The organism is Gordonia sp. (in: high G+C Gram-positive bacteria) (assembly GCF_047602025.1).
GTDB lineage: Bacteria > Actinomycetota > Actinomycetes > Mycobacteriales > Mycobacteriaceae > Gordonia.
On the sequence record NZ_JASGII010000001.1, the window covers coordinates 396,029 to 415,725 of the forward strand.

Consider the following 19,697-nt stretch of genomic DNA (forward strand, 5'->3'; position numbering starts at 1 on the left):
CGCCCCGCTCTCGCATAGAGTTGGGGCGTGGACTTTGTTAGCGCCCTGAGCGACGCCCAGAAGATCGTCATCCTCGTGCTGTGGGCCGTCGCCGTCGCCGGGGCCGCCGTCGCCCTCGTGCACGCCGCGATCCAGCGCCCCGACGCCTTCACCGCCGTGGACAAGCAGTCCAAGGGGTTCTGGGTCGGCATCCTGACCGTGGCGACGATCTTCCTCGCGATCTTCGGCGTCGTCGGCGCCGGCGGGATGATCATCGGGATGATCTGCCTGCTCGGCCTCGTCGCCGTGATCGTGTACCTCGTCGACGTGCGGCCCAAGGTCGACGAGATCCAGGGCCGGCGCTGGTTCCGGAAACTGTAGGAATCGTGGCCGACTACCGCATCAACGACCTCGCCCAGGTCTCGGGCGTGTCGGTTCGCAACATCCGCGTGTACCAGGACCGCGGGCTGTTGCCGCCGCCGGAGATCAAGGGGCGCACCGGCTGGTACCACGACGAGCACCTGGTCCGGCTGAACCTGATCTCCCGGGCGCTTGAGCGCGGCTACACCTTCGCGACGATCAGCGAGCTCCTCAACGCCGCCCACCACGGCATGACCGCCGAGCACGTTCTGCGCGGCAGTACCCGGCGCAGCCGGTTCCAGAACATCAAACGGGTCGCGACGATCACCGTCACCGAGTTGCGCAAGTCGCTGGGCGCCAGCGACCGCACCATCGCGATCAGCCAGAAGCTCGGGTTGCTCGCCAAGCACGGCGGCGAATTCGTCGTGAAGAACCCCGAACTCCTCGACGGCGCCGAGGCGCTCGTCAAGGGCGGCGTCGACATCGACGTCCTGTTGGACGTCTGGGAGCGTGTGCAGAAGGACCTCGACGACGTCGCGCACACCTTCGTCTCCATCATCACCGACCGCTTCGTCGACGAGAAGCTCCTCGATCTCGACGACGCCCAGGTCGACAAGATTTCCGAGCTGATCCGCGAGGTGCGCCCACTCGCGCATGAGATCGTCGACAGCGGATTCACGCAGGCGCTCGACCGCGAGATCTCCGACGCCCTCGGCGCGGTGGCCAGGATCCTCGCGTCCGACCCCCCGGAAACGACGTCCTAACGGGCGCGGAGGAGGATTGATGCCATGAAGTTGTCCCGAGTATTGGCAAGCGCGGTCGTCCTCGCCGGCGGCGCGACGGGTGTCGGCGTCCTCCGGTTGCTCGGCGGCACCGTGGTCGCGGGGGTGCGCGGCCCGTCGCTCGCACCCGACGACCCCGATCCGCTGCTCGCCGTTCCGTCCGCCCCGCCGCGCCGCAGCCACGTGCACACGGCCGACGGTGCTGAGCTCAACGTCCTGACCTACCCGGCCGACGACCCCAACGACACGTCCGACATCGTCGTGTTCATCCACGGCTGGACCTGCAACACGAACTACTGGAACCCGCAGATCAACCACCTGCTGGGCAAGCGCACGCTGGTCGCCTATGACCAGCGCGGCCACGGCGAATCCCGGCTGGGCAAGGCGCGCCCGAATCCCGACGTGCTCGGCGACGACCTCGAAGCCGTGCTCGCCGCGACGATTCCGCCGGGGCGCAAGGCCGTCCTGGTCGGGCACAGCCTCGGCGGGATGACGATCCAGGCCTGGGCGGACCGGCACCCCGAGGAGGTGAACGAGCGGATCGCCGCGGTGGTGCTGCAATCGACGGCCACGACCGACATCCTCGGTCGGCACGACCTGTTCATCGAACCGGTGCCCGCGTACGCCAAGCCGTTCGAGCACCTCACCGGCGTGCTGTTCGCCAGTACCCCGGTTCCGCTGCCGACGACGGAGGTGGGCGCGAAGGTCATCCGGTACATCACGATGACCGACAACGCCCGGGCGTCGCACGTCCGGTTCGTCGACGAGATGGCGGCCGCCTGCCCGCCCGTCGCCCGTGGCCTGTTGGGCAACGGCATGGTCGGCATGGACCTGCGCACCGGCGCCGGGGCGCTCACCGTGCCGACGACCGTGGTCAACGGATCGGCCGACCGACTGCTGCCGCCGGTGCACTCGCAGGAGATCGCCGACATCCTGTCCCGGGTGGGGTCGCTCCGCCGCCACGTCGTGCTTGACGACATCGGCCACATGCTGAGCATCGAGGCGGCCGAGGTGTTCAACGAGGTTCTCGACGAGGTTCTCGGCCTCGACGCGAAGCCCGCGAAGAAGGTCGCCAAGAAGACTCCGGCAAGAAAGGCCGTGGCGAAGAAGACGGCGGCCAAGAAGGCTGCGCCGAAGAAGGCCGTGGCCAAAAAGACCCCGGCCAAGAAGACCGCGCCGAAGAAGAAGTAGCTACAGCTCGCAGTTCACGAAGACCGGTTCCGGCGTGAGCCGCACGCCGAACTTGGCGTCGACGCCGTCACGGACCTCGCGGGCCAGGTTCAACAGGTCGGCAGTGCTCGCCGATCCCCGGTTGGTGAGCGCCAACGTGTGCTTGGTGGACAGGCGCACCGGTGCGTCGTCGCCCGGGTAGCCCTTGGCGAACCCCGCGCGTTCGATCAACCAGCCCGCCGACAACTTCATGTCCGATCCGTCGGTACCGGCGGGGAACTGCGGGATGGACGTCTCCGGGCCGACGACGACCGCGATCTGCGACAGCACCGCGGCACTCTCGGCCGCCGACACGATCGGGTTGGTGAAGAAGGAACCCGCACTGTAGGTGTCCGGGTCGGCGGGGTCGAGCACCATGCCCTTGGACCGTCGCAGGCCCAACACGGTCTCGCGCACCTGAGCGGCGTCGGCGGTCTGGCCTTCCGTGCGGTCGAGCGCGCGTGCCAACTCGCGGTACGCCAGGGGGGCGGACTCGCCGCCCGGGCGCAGCCAGAGCGACACCCGCGTCACGATCCGCCCGTCGCGGTGCTTGAGGTTCGAGTGTCGGTAGCCCAGGTCGAGGTCGGCGGGCGTTAACTCGGTCAGCGTGCGCCCGGCGCGGTCGTACACCTGCACCGACCGCAGCACGTCGGCGATCTCCACCCCATAGGCGCCGACGTTCTGGACCGGCGTCGCCCCGGTGGAGCCGGGGATCCCGGACAAACACTCCAGGCCGCCGAATCCCTCCGCGACGCTGCGCGCGACGAGCGCATCCCATTCCACGCCGGCGTCGGCCGTCACGAACGGCTTGCCCGCATCGCTGCCGAACTCGACGCCGGACGATCCGATCCGCACGACCGGGCCGTCGAAGCCCTCGTCGGCGACGACCAGGTTCGAGCCGCCGCCGATCACCAGCACGCGGTCCCCGGCATCGTCGAAGCGCGCCAACGCATCGACCAGCTCGACGGTGGAGGAGGCCGCCACGACTTCGCGGGCGGGGCCGCCGAGGCGCAGTGTGGTCAATTCGGCGATCACGGGGGATGTCACGGGGTATGACGCTAGCGCACGTGTGGTCTGATGGATTCATGGCAACGAATCTGGAGCACACCGTCTCCTACCCGTTCAGCACCGACCGCCTGTGGGCCGTCGTGACCACCGAGCAGTATTGGCGCGACCTGCTCACCACGATGAGTCAGGACAAGGGCATCCTCGAGTCCTTCCGCCACGACGGCGACACCGTCACCGTCGTGTGCAAGCAGATCGTCGAGGAGTCGAAGCTGCCGTCGGTCGTCACCAAGATCCGCGGCGGCGATCTGGTCATCCCGCGCAAGAGCGTCCTGCGCCGCGCCGGCGCGGACATCACCGGCGATCTGGAGGCGAGCGTCGAGGGCGCCCCGGCCAAGATCGTCGGCACGCAGGTCAGCAGCGGCGACCCGGCGACGACGAAGTACACCGCCGAGGTCTCCGTCGGCATTCCGCTCGTGGGCGGCAAGATCGAGAAGGCGATCGCCGAGCAGCTGGGCCGACTGCTCGACGCGGAGCGCGACGTGACGCTCGATTGGGAGGCCGGCAACCGGTAACGGTAGCCTGACCGACATGGCACGACGGCTCAGCTATTCGGCCCGCTACCCCCAGCCCGCCGAGAAGCTCTACGAAGCGCAGATGCAGCAGAAGTACTGGGACGACATGATGGCGGGGTTCCAGATGATCTCCCCGCACTGCGAGGTGGGCGAGTTCACCGCCGACCCGTCCGTCGGGTACCGCGTGGTGCTGCACCAGACCCTCGGCCGCGACCAGCTGCCGCCCATCGCGCAGACGGTGATGATGAAGGACATGGTCATCACCCGCGAAGAATCGTTCGGCATCTTCCACCCCGACGACGTCACCACGGGCAGCTACAACGCGTCGATCCCGGCCGGCCCGGGCAGCCTCACCGGCAAGCAGGAGCTCTTCGCCACCGACACCGGCTGCACGATCCGCAAGACCACCGAGGTCAAGGTCTTCGTCCCGTTCATCAACGGCAAGCTCGAACAGCTCATGCTGGTGAACCTGGTCGACCTGTTCCGCGCCGAGGCGGAGTACACCAAGGATTGGATCGACAAGAACCTGTAGCGGCCTAGGCTGGGCGTCATGCGCATCGCGATGGCCCAGATCACCGCCGGGTTCGAGCCGTCGGCGAACCTCGCGCTCGTGCGCGAAGAGGCCGCGGCCGTTGCCGCCGACGGCGCCGATCTCGTCGTCTTCCCGGAAGCCACGATGTGCCGCTTCGGCCGTTCGCTGCGCGAGGTCGCCGAACCCCTCGACGGCCCGTGGGCGACCGGGGTCCGCGACATCGCCGAGCAGCTCGGCATCGCCGTCATCGTCGGCATGTTCACCCCGGGCGCCGGCGACAAGATCCGCAACACCGTCCTCGTCGTCGACCGCGACGGGCGCCCGTCGCGCTACGACAAGATCCACTGCTACGACGCGTTCGGCTTCGCCGAGTCCGACACCGTCGAGCCGGGCGCGCACGCCCTCGTCGTCGATCTCCCAATCGGGAGCGCCGCGTCCTGCCGACTCGGGGTGGCCACCTGCTACGACCTGCGCTTCCCGGAGCTGTTCGGATCGCTCGCCGACGCGGGTGCCGAGGTCATCGCGGTGCCCACGTCGTGGGGCGCCGGCCCGGGAAAGGTCGAGCAGTGGCGGACGCTGACCGCCGCCCGCGCACTCGACGCGGGGGCCTTCGTCGTGGCCGTCGACCAGGCGCCGCCGCCCGATGCCGGTACACACCGCGCGCCGACCGGCGTCGGACGCAGCCGTCTGGTCGACCCGTTCGGTAGCGTGGTGGACGACGAGTACGGCGAAACGCCGGTGACGCGGGTGCACGAGGTGGATCCGGGAATCGCCGCGCGGGCCCGGGAGACGTTGGGGATGCGCGCCAACCGGCGCGGATTCGCACCGCCCGGGTCATCGACCCCGCACGATTGATAGGAGACCGGGGCCATGACCAACGACGACGAGTGGACGTCGGCCGACGAGCCGGCGACCCGGCCCACGCCGACCGGCGGGCCCACCGCCAAGATGCCGACGGGCGGCGACGCCCCGGCCGGCGCCCCGACCCCGGACCCGTCGGCGGGTGAGCCGACGGTAAACCTGTCGCCGGGCGCGGCGACCGCGCAGATTCCGCCGCAGCCCACCAGGCAGATGCCGGCCGGCTACCACCCCGGATCGGTGACCAAGACGGCTCCCCGCGCCGCAACGGGCGGGGGTCGTGGACCGAAGAAGAAGCGCAACCTCAAAGCGTGGGTGGCGTTCGGCGCGGCGGCGGTAGTCCTGCTCGCGGGCATCGGCGTCGTCGGCGGCGAGTTCTACACCCGCAACAAGGTCACCAGCTGCCTCTCGAAGGCCTTCGGCTCGCTGACCGGGTCGCCGACGACGGTGCGGCTCGACAGCAAGCCGGTGCTCCTGCAGGCGTGGAACAAGCAGATCCCCTTCGTCCAGGTCGACTCGTCCGGCGGGGACACCGACGGGAAGCTCAACCTGCGCGTCGACGACATCCGCAGCAGCGGCAACACGTCGACCATTCGCAAGATCGAGGGCTCGGGCGTCGTGCCCTACGAGCAGATCCTGCAGAGCACGCGCGACGGCGGCGGCATGCTGAACACGCCGCAGGGCGGTGCCGACGCACCGGGGCAGATCGAGAAGATCACCAGCAACGGCGACGGCACGTTCGACGTCACCGCCACGGTGACCGCGATGATCATCCCGATCCCGGCGACCGTCACCGTGAAGCCCTCGGTGCGCGACGGCAAGCCGCACTTCGAGGTCAAGGAGGCCACGGCGCTGGTGGTCAAGTTGCCGCCGGAATGGGCCCAGGGCATCGTCGACGACATCACCGCCTCGACGCTCGGCCCGACGTTGCGCAACCTCACGCTGACCAAACTGACCGCGGAGAGCAACGGCATCGCGTTCGCCGTCTCGGGCGACAACATCAGCGTCGACGAGAACCTGGTCCGCCCGCGCGGCGACTGCAGCAACATCACCACCGCCGTCTCCGGCGGCTAGGGCCAAGACAGGCTCAGTCGAAGACGACGGTCTTGGTGCCGTGCACCAGGATCCGGTCTTCCAGGTGCCAGCGGACGCCGCGCGCGAGCACCAGCGTCTCGATGTCGCGGCCCTGGCGCACCATGTCCGCGGGGCTGTCGCTGTGATCGATGCGGATCACGTCCTGCTCGATGATCGGACCCGCGTCCAGTTCGGCGGTCACGTAGTGGCAGGTCGCGCCGATCAGCTTCACGCCGCGGGCGAAGGCCTGGTGGTACGGGCGCGCTCCGACGAAGCTGGGCAGGAAGCTGTGGTGGATGTTGATCGCCCGGCCCGACCACCGTTCACACAGGTCGGCGGGCAGGATCTGCATGAAGCGGGCCAACACGATCGCGTCCGGATCGTGCTCGTCGACGATGGCCGCCACCCGCGCGAAGGCCGCGGTCCTGTCGTCGAACGGCACCAGGTGGAACGGGACGCCGAAGCTCTCGGTCAACTCCCCCAGGGAGTCGTGGTTGCCGACGACCGCCACGATGTCGGCGGGCAGCTCGCCGCGCCGGGCCCGGCCGAGCAGGTCGATCAGGCAGTGGCTCTCCTTGCTCACGAGCACCACGACCTTCTTGCGGGCCGCCGAATCGGTGAGCCGCCACTCGGTGTCCGGATGGAACTCGTCGGCCGCGAGCCGCGCGAAGCGCCGGCGCAGCTCGTCGATGCCGCAGTCGACCGAATCGGCACGCACCGCCTGGCGGGTGAAGAACCAGTTGGAGTCGTCGTCCGAGTGGTAGGCGGCCTCGGTGATCCAGGCGCCGGCGTCGGCCAGAAACCCAGCGATGCGGGCGACGATGCCGGTCTCGTCCGGGCATCCCAGCGTCAGGGTGAAGCGGCGGTCGGCTGCTGCGGTGTCGGGGCTCACCGGTCCAGTGTGTCAAGCTGTCGACCATGACTGAACACGACCTCACCCGGGAGCAGGTCGCGCGGATGATCGACCACACCCTGCTCGCGCCGGAGGCGACCCGCGACGACGCTCGGGCGGCCGCGGCAGAGGCGGCCGAGCTGGGCGTCTATGCGGTGTGCCTGTCGCCGTCGATGCTGCCCATCACGACGGGCAAGCAGAAGCTGGCGGTTGTCGCCGGGTTCCCGTCGGGCAAGCACCACTCGCTGGTGAAGGCGGCCGAGGCGAAGATGGCCGTCGACCAGGGAGCCACCGAGATCGACATGGTCATCGACATCGGCGCGGCCGTCGACGAGCGCTACGAAGAGGTCTTCGCCGACGTGCTCACCGTCGCGCAGGCCATCACCGACGAGGCGCTGCTGAAGGTGATCGTCGAGTCCGCGGTGCTGTTGGACGCGGGCGGCCCGGAGATGCTGGCGCAGGTGTGCCGGCAGGCCGTCGCCGCCGGGGCCCGCATGGTCAAGACGTCGACCGGCTTCCACCCGGCCGGCGGGGCCAGCGTCGAGGCGGTCCGGATCATGGCCGAGGCCGTCGACGGGCGCGTCGGGGTGAAGGCCAGCGGCGGCATCCGCGACGCCGACTTCGCCGCCGAACTGATCGCCGCCGGCGCGACCCGCCTCGGGTTGTCGCAGACGGCCGCCGTCCTCGACGGTTTCTAATACCCTGGGTCCGTGAGCTTCGTACTCGACCACTCGTTGGAGATCACCGCGCCGGCCGCGACGGTGTGGGCGGTGCTGACCGACTTCGACTCCTACGGGGAGTGGAACCCCTTCGTGCCGCGGGCGTCGTCGACGATGCGGCCCGGCGCCCCGATCGACATGTCGGTCCGGCTGACCGGCGGCGACAAGCTCCGTCAGCAGCGCGAGTACATCAACACCGTGGAGCCGGGGCGCTACTTCAGCTACTCGATGAAGCCGGCACCGCTGGGTCTGCTGCGCAGTATCCGCGAACAGACGGTCGCGCCCTCGGGGGCCGGCACGTGCCACTACACGTCGCACTTCGAGATGAGCGGTCCGCTCGCGCCGGTCGTCGGCGGTCTGATGGGCTCGGGCCTGCGCCGCGGATTCGACGGCATGGCCGCGGCGCTGAAGGCCCGTGCCGAGACGCTCGCCGGGGGCGCCAAGCACACCCCGGCGCCGCGGCGCTAACCCGTCTTGACGTTGCGCCGCGCCGACGCCTGGTCGCGCGGCTTCAGGACGATCTGGTCGAGGTTCACGTGCGGCGGCCGCGACGCGGCGAAGGCGATCACCTCGGCGACGTCCTGCGCCACCAGCGGCGTCAGGCCGGCGTAGACCGCGTCGGCCTTCTCCTGGTCGCCGTCGAAGCGGACGACTGAGAACTCGGTCTCGACCATCCCGGGGCAGACCTCGGTCAACCGGATCGGCTTGCCGAGCAGCTCCAGCCGCAGCGTCCGGTGGACGACGCCCTGCGCGTGCTTGGCCGAGGTGTACCCGGCACCGTTGTCATACGGCTCGAGCGCGGCGATCGAGGTCACCGTGACGATGAGCCCGTCGCCGGAGGCCTCGAGCGCGGGCAGCAGCGCCTTGGTCATCCGCATCGTGCCGATGACGTTGGTCTCCCACATCCACCGCCAATCCTCTTCGACGGCCGCGCCGACCGTCGCCAGCCCCTTGGCTCCGCCGGCGTTGTTGACCAGGACGTCGACGCGGTCGAGCCCGTCGACAAAGGCGGCGATCGAGTCGGGGTCGGTGACGTCGAGGGCACGGCCGATGCCGCCGATCTCCTCGGCGAGCGCGGTGATGCGGTCGAGCCGGCGGGCGCCGGCGACGACGAGGTAGCCGTCGGCGGCCAGGGTCCGGGCGGTCGCCTCGCCGATGCCCGAACTCGCGCCGGTGACGACGGCGACGCGTCGCCCTGATTCCGAGATGGGTGCGCTCATGCCTTCGGTCTATGCCATGACCCGACCGGGGCGCAAGTCCACCTGCGCCCAGCGTGCGCGCAATGGACTGGCGCCGGCCCGGCTGCTGCTACGTTCTCCCCATGGGTCCGAGCGCCGGTGTGGTGCCGGCGGCGCTGCGCGTGGGCACGTCGCCCGCGGCCGTCGTGTTCGCCCGGGTGCGCGGCGGCGGGCCGGTCACGCGCGACGTCCTGGTCGAGTCGGCGAACCTCTCGGCGGCGACGGTCAACCGCCAGGTCCACGCGCTCCTCGAGGCGGGTCTCGTCGTCGAGCGGCCCGACCTCGTCGACGGCGGCGGAATCGGTCGCCCCAAGGTTCCGCTCACCCTCAACCACGACGGCCTCGCCGTGGCCGCCATGCACATCGGTGCGCGGCGCACGCTGCTGGCGATCGCCGACCTGTCCGGCCGCACGGTGCACAGCCATGCGGTCCGCACGCCGACCGGCGCCGCGGACGCGGCGGTCGCCGAGCTCGCCGGTGCGCTGGCCGAGTTGGTGGGCCGGTTCTCCGGCCGCCGCTTCCTGTGGGCCGGGGTGGCCGTCGGCGGTGACGTCGACGAGACGACCGGCACCGTCGACCACCCGATCCTCGGTTGGCGCGGGGCCCCGGTCGGCGCGATCGTCGGTGCGACGCTGGGCCTGCCGGTGTCGGTGTGCGAGCACGTCCAGGCGATGGCGGCAGCCGAACTCGTGCTGGCGCCGTCGCTGTCGGCGGGGCGGTCGTCGATGTACTGGTACGCGCGCGAGACGGTGGGTATGGCGCTGACCCTCGACGGGCAGGTGCACGTGCCGAGCACCGGTGCGGGGACCGTCGCCCACGTCCCCGTACAGGCCCCGCACTTCGCCGACGTGCCCGGCCCGGTCGGGCTCCAGCAGGTCATCGGCAGCGCGGCGCTGGAGGCTGCCGCCACACGGACCGGCTTCGCACCGTCGTCGTCGACACTGCTCGACGAGCGGGCGCGGGCGCTGGGCGAGGCCATCGCCGCGATCGGCGACGCGATCAACCCGGACACGATCATCGTCGCCGGCGACGCCTTTGCCGACCACCCGCGCGGCCTCGCGCCGGTCCAGGCCGCTTTCGACGCCGCCCGCCACCTGCCGCACCGGCTGGAACTGACCCCGACGCAGTTCGGCTTGAGCGTGCAGGAGGCCGCGGCGGTCGTCGTCGCGGCGTCGGTGATCTACGCGGACCCGCTGCTCGCCCTCGCCGGCTAGTGCGCGTCGGTGCGTGCCATCAGGATGGTGCGCAGCACATCGCCGACGAGTTCGGGTCCGGCGATCCGGTGGTGGGCGATCGTCGCACCGTCCCCGACCTTGATGGCGACGTCGGCCGCGGCCGTGAGGTGGCCGAAGGCGTGCTCGTCGGTGACGTCGTCGCCGAGGTAGCAGACCGCGTCGGCGTCTGTGCGAGCGCGCAACAGATCCAGCGCGTGCCCCTTGCCGGTTTCGATCACCGCCAATTCGAGGACGGCCTTGCCCTCGGTGGCGTGCACGCCGGTGCGCGCCGCGGGTCCGCGACGGGCCTCGTCGAGGGCGGCCGCGGCCTTGTCGGGGTCGGGCACGTTGCGCACGTGCAGGACGGCGCTGGCCGGTTTGGTCTCCACCATCGAGCCGGGGAACCGCGTCGAGATGGCGGCGAGGTCGTCGGCGACCGCCGCCAACAGCGCGCGCTGATCGTCGGTGATCGGGGTGGCGAAGCCGTCGTCGAACTCGCTGCCGTGGCTGCCGATGAGCGTCACCGGGGAGTCGACCGGGAGTCCGGCAAGAGCGGCGAGGTCGGCACGGGCGCGCCCGGACACGACGGCCGTCGTCGTCGCGGGCAGCGCGGCGAGATCGACGAGTGCGGCCACGGCCGCGGGATCGGGGCGGGCGTCGGCCGGGTGGGCGACGATCGGCGCCAGGCAGCCGTCGAAGTCGGAGGCGACGACGACCGTCGGCAGCGCGGCGAAGGCCCGCAGCGCGGCGGTCAGCTCGGCCGGCAGGGCGGTCATCAGGAGTTGGTGTCCCGCAGGGTGGTCAGGAAGCTCTCGGCCCACTTCTCGACGTCGTGGGTCAGGACCTGGCGGCGCAGTGCGCGCATGCGGGCGCGGTTGTCGTCGGCGGGGGCCTTCACGGCGTCCTCGATGGCGTCCTTGACGCCCTCCAGGTCGTACGGGTTGGCCTGGTAGGCCTGCTTGAGTTCGGCGGCCGCACCGGTGAACTCCGACAGCACGAGGGCGCCGCCCAGGTCGCTGCGGCAGGCGACGTATTCCTTGGCGACGAGGTTCATGCCGTCGCGCAGGGGCGTCACCAGCATCACGTCGGCGGCGACGAAGAAGGCCAGCAACTCGTCGCGGGGGATGGGCCGGTTGAGGTACTGGACCACCGGCTGGCCGACCTCGGCGAAGTTGCCGTTGATGTTGCCGACGAGCTGCTCGATCTCCGAGCGCATCGCGACATAGGACTCGACGCGCTCGCGACTGGGCGTCGCCAACTGGACCAAGACGGTCTCGTGCGGGTCGAGGCGCTGCTCGGCGAGCAGCTCGGAGACGGCCTTGAGGCGGACGTCGATGCCCTTGGTGTAGTCGAGGCGGTCGACGCCGAGCAGGATCGTCGCCGGGGAGCCGAGCTCCTTGCGGATCTCCTTGGCGCGCTTGCGGATCTCGCGGGACTTCGACGCCGCGTCGATCTCGCCCGAGGCGATCGAGATCGGGAAGGCGCCGACCTTCACGGTCCGGCCGTCGACCTCGACCGAGCCGAACCGCGACCGCACGCCGACCGAGCGCCGGGAGGCGTCGTGGCCGCCCAGCCGGTTGGCCAGGTACAGGAAGTTTTCCGCGCCGTCGGGGAGGTGGAAGCCGATGAGGTCGGCGCCGAGCAGGCCGTCGACGATCTCCTTGCGCCACGGGAGCTGCATGAAGAGCTCGACCGGCGGGAAGGGGATGTGCAGGAAGAAGCCGATCTTGAGGTCGGGGCGCAGCTCGCGCAGCATCTTCGGCACCAGCTGCAGCTGGTAGTCCTGCACCCACACCAGCGCACCCGGGCCGGCCACCTCGGCGGTCGCCCGGGCGAAGCGCTCGTTGACCTCGACGTAGGCGGTCCACCACTCGCGGTGGTACTCGGGCTTGGCGATGACGTCGTGGTATAGCGGCCACAGCGAACCGTTCGAGAAGCCCTCGTAGTAGTCGGCGATCTCCTCGCTCGAGAGGGGGACCGCGCGGATCTGCAGGCCCTCGATATCCGGGTTGTCGTCGGAATCGGGGACGCCGGACCAGCCGACCCACGCCCCGGTGTGGCTGCGCAGGATCGGTTCGAGTGCGGTGACCAGACCACCGGGACTGCGCTTCCAGCGCACGGTCCCGTCGGGCAGAACCTCTTTGTCGACCGGCAGTCGGTTGGCGACCACCACGAACTCGGCTTGCTCGGCCGATGTCCGGCTCGGTGCCGGTTTGGTGGTCATGGTGATGCGTCAGGCGGCGTCGCCGGGTGCGATGCCCAGCATCGCCAGCAGCATGCGGCACTCGTCGGCGTCGGTCGCGTACGCGGCGACGACGCGGCGGGCCGAGGTCGCGGTCTCGTCGGCCACGGGCTCCAGCTCGTCGTCGCTGTTGAGATCGGCGGTCTTCGGGGGCATGTTCGTCCTCTGTGGTCGGTCGCTGTGGTGCTGTGCCGATTCTACTCGGGGCGGGCGGTGTGGGCGCATCGGCCGTTGGTGCTGCGGTGAGAGCCCCCCGTCGGGATTGAACCGACGACCTACGCTTTACAAGAGCGTTGCTCTACCACTGAGCTAGGGAGGCGCACGAGCCCTTCGGCTTGCGACGCAAATGGTAGCGCGCCGGGTCCGGTGCGAGAAGACGTCTCCGCGATCAGACGAGTCCGGCCAGCTTGTAGGCGACCAGGGATCCGGCGACGGCGACGTTCAGGCTCGCGCCGCGCCCGATCATCGGGATCTCGACGACGTCGTCGAGGAGGTCTAGATACTCGTCGGGGATTCCGGTCCGCTCGTGACCCAGGACCACGACCGTCCGCCGTCGGGCGGGCTCGAGGTCGGCCAGGCGGATCGCGCCCTCGGCGAGCTCGACCCCGACGATGTGGCTGCCCTTCTCGTGCTCGCGCTCCAGCCATCGTCGCGGATTGCCGGTGCGGTGCACGCACGAGCGACCGGGCACGGTGTTGCCGCGCCGCAGTGCTTCGGGCACCCAGTCGTGCGGCGGTACCGCGATACAGGCACCGACGGCGTCACAGGTGCGCAGCAGTGTGCCGAGGTTGGCGCCGTGTTGGGCCCAGAGCGGGGCGAGGATCAGATGTCCCCAACAGGAATGGGATCGAGTGCGGCGGGAGCGGCGGAGTTCGTCCGGCTTGCGGACTCGCGCCCGAGACATCAGGCGGGGTGAGGCGCACGGCCCCTTTCGATGCGTGACATGACGAAGAGTCTACGGCGGCGCCCTCGCCGGCACCTACACTGACCGGGTGCCGACCCGACCGCGGATCACCGACGACCAGCGCCGTGCGCGGCAGTGGCGCCGCCAGCATCTCGACCGCAGCGGACCCGCCGACGTCGCCGGGGTCGCCGACGCCCTCGTCGCCCTGCACGCGACCACCGCGTCGACGGTCTACCTGTCGACGTGGGCGCGCTCGCCGCAGCTGACGATCGCCGACGTGGACGCCGCGCTCTACGGCGACCGCGACGTCGTCAAACACCTCGGCATGCGCCGCACGCTCTTCGTGACGTCGCACCCGGTGCTCGACGAGGTGCTGGGCGCGGTCAGCACCCGCGTCTCGTCGTCGGAGCGGACCAACATGCTGCGCGACCTGCGCCGCAGCCCCGACGTCGACGATCCCGAGGGTTGGATCGAGGAGGCGAGCGCGGCGGCGCTGGCCGAGTTGGACGCACACGGCCCGCTGACGACGGCGCAGCTGCGCGAGCGGGTCCCGATCCTGGGCACGCCGATCGGGGAACCGCCGGACTCGTCCTGGGGCGGTCCGCTGCAGATGGGCGCGCGGGTGCTCAACTACCTCGCCGCGTCGGGCCGGATCGTGCGCGGCCCCGACGACGGCCCCTGGTACACCTCCCGGATCACCTGGGAACCGATGCCGCGCTGGCTCGGCCGCGAGCCCGCCGCACTCGACGCCGACGCCGGCCACACCGGGTTGGTGCGGCGCTGGCTGCGCGTGTACGGGCCCGGCACCGAGACCGACATCGTCTGGTGGCTCGGCTCGACCAAGTCCGCGGTCCGCAAGGCGCTCGCCGCGATCGAGGCCGTCGAGGTGGATCTCGACGACGGTCAGGTCGGCTATGTGCTGCCCGACGACGTCGACACCCCCGACGCGGAAATCGACGACGAGGCCGTCGCGCTCCTGCCCGAACTCGACCCGACGACGATGGGCCACAAGCAGCGCGGCTTCTTCCTCGGCGACCTCGAAACCCAACTCTTCGACTCCAACGGCAACGGGGGCACCACCGCCTGGTGGAACGGGCGGGCCGTCGGCGGATGGCGCCCGGTCGAGGGCGACGGCATCGAGCTGGTGCTCTGCGAGAAGGTGCCCGCGCGCGCCCGGCGGGCGCTGCGCGAGCGCGGCGCGGAGCTGGCCGCCTGGTGTGCCCCGGCGGGCGTCCCGCGCGGGGTCTACCTCGGGCCGATCCAGCGCGGCCCGAAATAGGCGCCGTCGGCTCACAGCTTTCTCCCAGGTGATTCGCAGGCGCAGTTTGCCCCGGCGGTCCACACTGGAGGCATGACTGCCGCAACCAAGGACGCCCGCGTGCTCGTCGTCGACGACGAGGAGAACATCCGCGAACTGCTCAGCGTCTCGCTGAAGTTCCAGGGCTACGACGTGCAGACCGCCGCGAACGGTCCCGAGGCCATCGACATCTGCCGCACCAACCGGCCCGACCTGCTGGTGCTCGACGTGATGATGCCCGGGATGGACGGCTTCGGACTGCTCAAGCGCCTGCGCGACGACGGCATCGAGGCGCCGGCGCTGTTCCTGTCCGCGCGCGACTCGGTCGCCGACAAGGTCAACGGGCTGACGATCGGCGGCGACGACTACGTCACCAAGCCGTTCAGCCTCGAGGAGGTCGTGGCCCGCCTCGAGGTGATGCTGCGCCGCTCCGGCTTCGTCGACCCGGCCGAGCGCACCACCCGCATCGTGTTCGCCGACATCGAGCTCGACGACGAGACCCACGAGGTCTGGAAGAACGGCGAGCAGATCTCGCTGTCGCCGACCGAGTTCACCCTGCTGCGCTACTTCATGGTCAACGCCGGCACGGTGCTGTCCAAGCCGCGCATCCTCGACCACGTCTGGAACTACGACTTCGGCGGCGACGTCAACGTCGTGGAGTCCTACGTGTCCTACCTGCGTCGCAAGATCGACAGCCCCGACGAGAACGGTGAGAAGAAGAGTCTCATCCAGACGCTGCGGGGCGTCGGCTACGTCATGCGCGAACCCCGGTAGGGTTCGGCGCGTGTCCCGGATCCCGCTCCGCGTCTCCCTGATCCTGCTCTCGACCCTGCTCGTGCTGGTCGGGCTCGTGGTGTCGGGCACCTTCGTCGACCGCGCGATGCGCGAGGACATGTACCACCGGGTCGACCAGCAGCTCGAGCGCGCCGTCCGGACCTGGGCGCGGCCGCGGCAGCCCGAGGAGATGCGCCGCCGCCTTCCGCGGTCGGCGGATGAGCCGGCGGCACCGAACGACGCCCGCCGCCCGCCGTCGAACTACTACGTCCGCGTCGCCCTCGGCGACGGCGTCATGGTGCGCAACAACGACTCCGGGTTCGAGCCCGACGTCTCGAAGGTCGAGGACAACGCGGCCGAGCACTTCGGGCCGGTGACGGTTCCCTCCGTCGAACCGGGCGGGCCGGACTGGCGCGTGATCAAGGAGAGCAACCCGCAGGGCGAATCACTCGTGGCGATGCCGCTCTCCAACCTGGACCGGACCATGGCCGGCCTGATTCGCCTGCAACTGCTCGTCGGCGCACTCGTCGCCCTGGTGATGGGCGTGCTGAGTTACCTGCTGGTCCGCTCCAGCCTGCGGCCGCTGCGCCGCGTCGAGGAGACGGCGCACGCCATCGCCGACGGCGACCTCGACGCCCGCGTCCCCGAGCTGCCGACGAACACCGAGGTCGGCAGCCTGTCGGAGTCGCTCAACAAGATGCTGACGCAGATCCAGCAGGCCTTCGCCAAGACCGAGGCCTCCGAGCAGCAGGCCCGCGCGTCGGAGGAGAAGATGCGCCGCTTCGTCGCCGACGCCGGCCACGAGCTGCGCACCCCGCTGACGTCGATCAAGGGATTCGCCGAGCTCTACCAGCAGGGTGCGGTCACCGATGCCGACGACGCGTTCCGGCGCGTCAACGACGAGGCGACCCGGATGAGCCTGCTGGTCTCCGACCTGCTGATGCTCGCCCACCTCGACGCCGCCCGGCCGATCGAGAAGGGTCAGGTCAAGGTCAACGACCTCGCGCTGGAGGCCGTCGAGTCGTCGCTCGCCGCCGCCCCCGAGCGGGTCATCGAACTCGATGCGCCGGAAACCTCGCCGATCGTGATCGGCGACCACCCGCGCCTGATGCAGGTCGTGCGCAACCTCATCAACAACGCCGTCGCCCACACCCCGGACGACGCGACCATCACCGTCGGGGTGGCGCAGCGCGAGGTCGACGGCACACCCGGCGTCGTGCGCATCCAGGTCGCCGACACCGGCCCCGGGCTCACCGCCGAGGAGGCCGCCCACGTCTTCGACCGCTTCTACCGCGGTGACAGCTCGCGCTCGCGGACTTCCGGCGGCGGCAACGGCCTCGGCCTGTCGATCGTGTCGGCCCTCGTCGACGCGCACGGCGGCCAGGTCGGCGTCGATTCGACGCCCGGCGAGGGTGCGACCTTCTGGGTCGACCTGCCCGCCGCCGAGCAGGCGGCACCGGTCACTGCCGAGCAGTAGTCGCCGCTTCGCCAGTAGGGTGCGGGTATGGCTTCCGTGTTCTCGATGATTATCCACGGCGACCTTCCGGGTCGCTTCGTGTGGCGCGACGAGCGCGCCGTCGTCTTCCTCACCATCAACCCGGTCACCGACGGCCACGTGCTCGTCGTGCCGATCGAGGAGGTCGACCACTGGGAGTCCGTCGAATCGGGCCTGTTCGAGCACCTCACCGATCTCGCCCGCACCATGGGCCAGGCCGTCAAGAAGGGATTCGACGCCCCGCGCGCCGGGCTCATCATCGCCGGACTCGAGGTGCCGCACCTGCACCTGCACGTCTTCCCGGCGTGGCGGCTCGAGGACTTCTCGTTCGCGTCGGCCGCGGCCGACCCCGATCCGGCGGACCTGGACAAGGCGGCTGAGACCATCCGCGCGACGCTGCGCGAGATGGGCCTGGGCGCGAACGTCCCGGACGCCTAGACGCTGCGGTGCACGACCAGCGGCAGCACCGCTGACGCCCCCGCCTCGCGCAGCTTGGCCGCGGCGATCGTCACCGGCCAGCCCGACCGCGTGTCGTCGACCACGAGCAGCACCGCCCCCGACGGCGGGTCGGCGGGCAGGTCGATCGCATCGCGCCAGTGCGCGGCCTCGACGGCGGAGTTGGTGTCGTCCGGCGGACCGCCCGGCCGCACCGTGATCGCGCCGCCGGTGCGCTTGCCGATATCGCGCAAGCGTGCGGCCAGGTCCTCGGCAAGCGGGCTGCCGGTCAGCCGCAAGGACCAGATCTGATCGGGCCGGATCCCCGACTCGCGGCCCCACGGGCCCAGGGTCGCGACCGCCGCGTCGGCCAGCTCGCCGAGCGCCGCGGCATCGCCGCCGCGGGCGCCGGCGAGCACCTCCTGCCATTCCGGCGCGTCGGCATGGGCGAGGACGCGCCCCGGCTGCGCCAGCTGGTCGGGCTGGATGCGCCCGCGCGCACCGAAGGCGCCGCCGGGCCACATCTTGCGCGGCTCCAACACCGTTGCGACGCCGCGCAGCGCCCGGGTGATCGCGCGGACCGACTCGTCGTCGACGGTGGTGGGCAGCCCGTCGGGCAGCGTGCCCAGGCAGACGCTGCACCGCCCGCACGGCTCGGTCAGCGGATCGTCGAGCGAGGCGGTGAGCAGCTGCATCAGGCACCGCTCGCCGCGCACGTACGACCGCATGATGTCGGCCTCGTGGCGACGGGTGGCCAGGATGCCCGCGTAGTGCTCGGCGTCGTAGTGCCACGGCTGCCCGGTGGCGAACCACCCCGCGGCGGAGCGCTCGGCCGCGCCGTCGACGGCGAGCTGTTTGAGCATGAGATCGACCTTGGTGCGACGCAGCCCGGTGGATGCCTCCAGCGCCGCCGCCGTGACGGCCTCGGCCTCACCCGGCAGCGCCTCCAGCAGGGTGGTCATCTGCTGCGGATCGGGGATCGACGCGGTCGCGAAGTAGTCCCAGATCCGGTCGTCGGTGCCCGAGGCGAGCAGCATGACCACCGCCTCGTCGAGCGCACGCCCGGCACGGCCGACCTGCTGGTAGTACGACACCGGCGAGGGAGGTGAACCGAGGTGGACGACGAAGCCGAGGTCGGGCTTGTCGTAGCCCATGCCGAGCGCCGACGTCGCCACGAGCGCCTTCACCTCGTTGGCGCGCAGCGCATCCTCGAGCCGCTGGCGCTGATCGGCGTCGAGCTGGCCGGTGTAGGCCGCGACGGGGTAATCGGGGCCTTTCACCGCTTTGATCGCGGTGACCAACCGATCCGTGTCGGCGACGGTGAGCGCGTAGACGATCCCCGAACCGGGCAGCCTGTCGATGTTCTCGGCGACCCACGCGTACCGCTGGATGGGGGAGAGGCCGTCGAGCACGCCCAGGTGCAGCGACTTGCGAGCCAGTGGTCCGCGCAGGACGGTCGTGTGCTCGCCCAGCTGGGCGGCGACGTCGGCGGTCACCCGCTCGTTGGCGGTCGCGGTCGTCGCGAGCACGGGGGAGCCCGGCTGCAGCTCGCGCAGGACGTCGGCGACGCGCCGGTAGTCGGGCCGGAAGTCGTGTCCCCAGTCGGAGATCGCGTGGGCCTCGTCGATGACCAGCAGGCCCAGTCCGGGGCCGGCCGAATCCGTCAGGGCGTCGAGCACGCGGCGCCCGAAACCCGGATTGGCCAACCGCTCGGGGGAGACCAGCAGGACGTCGATCTCGTTGGCGCGCAGCGCGTCCTCGACGGCGTTCCACTCGTCGAAGTTCGACGAGTTGATCGTGGCCGCGGTCAATCCGGCGCGGCCGGCCGCCGCCACCTGGTCGCGCATCAGCGCGAGCAGCGGGGACACGACGAGGGTGGGCCCACCGCCGGCCGCCCGGCGCAGCGCCGTCGCGACCCAGTACACCGCCGACTTGCCCCACCCGGTCGCCTGTACGACCAGCACGCGGGCCCCCGGCTCGACAAGTTTGCCGACCGCTGTCAGCTGGTCCTCGCGCAGCTGCGCCGACGGTCCGGCGAGTGCGTGGATCACGTCGGCGGCCGTCTGCTGCTGTGCCGCGTCGAGTGCCATGGGTGAACAGTAACGACCGCCGC

At 70.8% G+C, this 19,697-nt stretch carries 22 protein-coding genes and 1 tRNA gene; 14 read left to right on the top strand and 9 right to left on the bottom strand.

All coding sequences use genetic code 11. The features are described 5' to 3' along the window. Positions 1–27: 27 nt before the first annotated feature. Genes QM728_RS01970 through QM728_RS01980 form a run of 3 tightly spaced genes read left to right on the top strand, consistent with a single transcriptional unit; the run spans position 28 to position 2,312 of the window. Positions 28–360 carry a DUF2516 family protein gene (locus QM728_RS01970; protein WP_415030374.1) on the top strand — a complete coding sequence of 111 codons (333 nt, stop codon included), beginning with the start codon at positions 28–30 and terminating at the stop codon, positions 358–360. Between the two features lie 5 nt (positions 361–365). Next, entirely contained in the window at positions 366–1,103 is a 738-nt protein-coding gene (locus tag QM728_RS01975; protein WP_415030375.1) for a MerR family transcriptional regulator, read from the top strand. A 24-nt stretch (positions 1,104–1,127) separates the two neighbouring features. Further along, on the top strand, positions 1,128–2,312 hold the full coding sequence (locus tag QM728_RS01980) for an alpha/beta fold hydrolase (protein WP_415030376.1): 1,185 nt from the start codon (positions 1,128–1,130) through the stop codon (positions 2,310–2,312). On the opposite strand, the gene QM728_RS01985 is transcribed toward QM728_RS01980, so the two are convergent. After that, positions 2,313–3,377: a UDP-N-acetylmuramate dehydrogenase gene (locus tag QM728_RS01985; protein ID WP_415030377.1), complete on the bottom strand. Its 1,065-nt coding sequence runs from the start codon at positions 3,375–3,377 to the stop codon at positions 2,313–2,315. It abuts the gene before it with no gap. 38 nt (positions 3,378–3,415) lie between these two features. Here QM728_RS01985 and QM728_RS01990 point away from each other — a divergent pair, with 38 nt between their 5' ends. Genes QM728_RS01990 through QM728_RS02005 form a run of 4 tightly spaced genes read left to right on the top strand, consistent with a single transcriptional unit; the run spans position 3,416 to position 6,374 of the window. Continuing rightward, entirely contained in the window at positions 3,416–3,910 is a 495-nt protein-coding gene (locus tag QM728_RS01990) for a DUF2505 domain-containing protein (RefSeq protein WP_415030378.1), read from the top strand. Positions 3,911–3,926: 16 nt separating this feature from the next. Next, positions 3,927–4,442, top strand: coding sequence for a DUF2505 domain-containing protein (locus QM728_RS01995; RefSeq protein ID WP_415030379.1), 516 nt, complete (start codon positions 3,927–3,929; stop codon positions 4,440–4,442). A gap of 18 nt (positions 4,443–4,460) precedes the next feature. Further along, complete coding sequence (locus QM728_RS02000) at positions 4,461–5,297, top strand: carbon-nitrogen hydrolase family protein (RefSeq protein ID WP_415030380.1); 837 nt, start codon at positions 4,461–4,463, stop codon at positions 5,295–5,297. A gap of 15 nt (positions 5,298–5,312) precedes the next feature. Beyond that, positions 5,313–6,374: an LmeA family phospholipid-binding protein gene (locus tag QM728_RS02005; RefSeq protein ID WP_415030381.1), complete on the top strand. Its 1,062-nt coding sequence runs from the start codon at positions 5,313–5,315 to the stop codon at positions 6,372–6,374. Between the two features lie 13 nt (positions 6,375–6,387). On the opposite strand, the gene purU is transcribed toward QM728_RS02005, so the two are convergent. Continuing rightward, positions 6,388–7,266 carry a formyltetrahydrofolate deformylase gene (purU, locus tag QM728_RS02010; protein WP_415030382.1) on the bottom strand — a complete coding sequence of 293 codons (879 nt, stop codon included), beginning with the start codon at positions 7,264–7,266 and terminating at the stop codon, positions 6,388–6,390. Between the two features lie 26 nt (positions 7,267–7,292). Here purU and deoC point away from each other — a divergent pair, with 26 nt between their 5' ends. Then, positions 7,293–7,964, top strand: a complete 672-nt coding sequence (gene deoC / locus QM728_RS02015) for a deoxyribose-phosphate aldolase (RefSeq protein WP_415030383.1) — start codon at positions 7,293–7,295, stop codon at positions 7,962–7,964. A 12-nt stretch (positions 7,965–7,976) separates the two neighbouring features. Continuing rightward, positions 7,977–8,453 carry an SRPBCC domain-containing protein gene (locus QM728_RS02020; RefSeq protein ID WP_415030384.1) on the top strand — a complete coding sequence of 159 codons (477 nt, stop codon included), beginning with the start codon at positions 7,977–7,979 and terminating at the stop codon, positions 8,451–8,453. Here QM728_RS02020 and QM728_RS02025 read toward each other — a convergent pair. Next, a complete protein-coding gene (locus QM728_RS02025; RefSeq protein WP_415030385.1) occupies positions 8,450–9,205 on the bottom strand; it encodes an SDR family NAD(P)-dependent oxidoreductase in 756 nt (251 codons plus the stop codon). The two genes, QM728_RS02020 and QM728_RS02025, sit on opposite strands and share 4 nt — an antisense overlap. Before the next feature lie 101 nt (positions 9,206–9,306). Here QM728_RS02025 and QM728_RS02030 point away from each other — a divergent pair, with 101 nt between their 5' ends. After that, positions 9,307–10,437: an ROK family protein gene (locus tag QM728_RS02030; protein ID WP_415030386.1), complete on the top strand. Its 1,131-nt coding sequence runs from the start codon at positions 9,307–9,309 to the stop codon at positions 10,435–10,437. Here QM728_RS02030 and otsB read toward each other — a convergent pair. The 5 genes from otsB to QM728_RS02055 all read right to left on the bottom strand — a co-directional run bounded on the left by otsB (position 10,434) and on the right by QM728_RS02055 (position 13,583). Continuing rightward, complete coding sequence (gene otsB, locus QM728_RS02035) at positions 10,434–11,213, bottom strand: trehalose-phosphatase (RefSeq protein ID WP_415030387.1); 780 nt, start codon at positions 11,211–11,213, stop codon at positions 10,434–10,436. The two genes, QM728_RS02030 and otsB, sit on opposite strands and share 4 nt — an antisense overlap. Then, a complete protein-coding gene (locus QM728_RS02040) occupies positions 11,213–12,661 on the bottom strand; it encodes an alpha,alpha-trehalose-phosphate synthase (UDP-forming) (protein WP_415030388.1) in 1,449 nt (482 codons plus the stop codon). Before QM728_RS02040 ends, otsB begins: the two co-directional genes overlap by 1 nt. Before the next feature lie 9 nt (positions 12,662–12,670). Continuing rightward, positions 12,671–12,835 carry a hypothetical protein gene (locus QM728_RS02045; protein ID WP_415030389.1) on the bottom strand — a complete coding sequence of 55 codons (165 nt, stop codon included), beginning with the start codon at positions 12,833–12,835 and terminating at the stop codon, positions 12,671–12,673. A 91-nt stretch (positions 12,836–12,926) separates the two neighbouring features. Further along, a tRNA-Thr gene (locus tag QM728_RS02050) sits at positions 12,927–12,998 on the bottom strand. 69 nt (positions 12,999–13,067) lie between these two features. Then, the gene (locus QM728_RS02055; protein ID WP_415030390.1) at positions 13,068–13,583 is read right to left on the bottom strand and encodes a TrmH family RNA methyltransferase; all 516 of its coding nucleotides are present in this window, start codon (positions 13,581–13,583) and stop codon (positions 13,068–13,070) included. An 88-nt stretch (positions 13,584–13,671) separates the two neighbouring features. Between QM728_RS02055 and QM728_RS02060 the strand changes: the two genes are divergently transcribed. The 4 genes from QM728_RS02060 (at position 13,672) to QM728_RS02075 (ending at position 17,587) form a co-directional block, all read left to right on the top strand. Then, entirely contained in the window at positions 13,672–14,862 is a 1,191-nt protein-coding gene (locus QM728_RS02060; protein ID WP_415030391.1) for a winged helix DNA-binding domain-containing protein, read from the top strand. Between the two features lie 72 nt (positions 14,863–14,934). Further along, positions 14,935–15,654, top strand: coding sequence for a response regulator transcription factor (locus QM728_RS02065; RefSeq protein ID WP_415030392.1), 720 nt, complete (start codon positions 14,935–14,937; stop codon positions 15,652–15,654). Positions 15,655–15,664: 10 nt separating this feature from the next. Further along, positions 15,665–17,131 (top strand): sensor histidine kinase, encoded by a 1,467-nt coding sequence (locus QM728_RS02070; protein WP_415030393.1) that lies wholly within the window; start codon positions 15,665–15,667, stop codon positions 17,129–17,131. Positions 17,132–17,158: 27 nt separating this feature from the next. Continuing rightward, a complete protein-coding gene (locus QM728_RS02075; RefSeq protein WP_415030394.1) occupies positions 17,159–17,587 on the top strand; it encodes an HIT family protein in 429 nt (142 codons plus the stop codon). Here QM728_RS02075 and QM728_RS02080 read toward each other — a convergent pair. Further along, positions 17,584–19,674: a RecQ family ATP-dependent DNA helicase gene (locus tag QM728_RS02080; protein WP_415030395.1), complete on the bottom strand. Its 2,091-nt coding sequence runs from the start codon at positions 19,672–19,674 to the stop codon at positions 17,584–17,586. The two genes, QM728_RS02075 and QM728_RS02080, sit on opposite strands and share 4 nt — an antisense overlap. Positions 19,675–19,697: the final 23 nt, after the last annotated feature.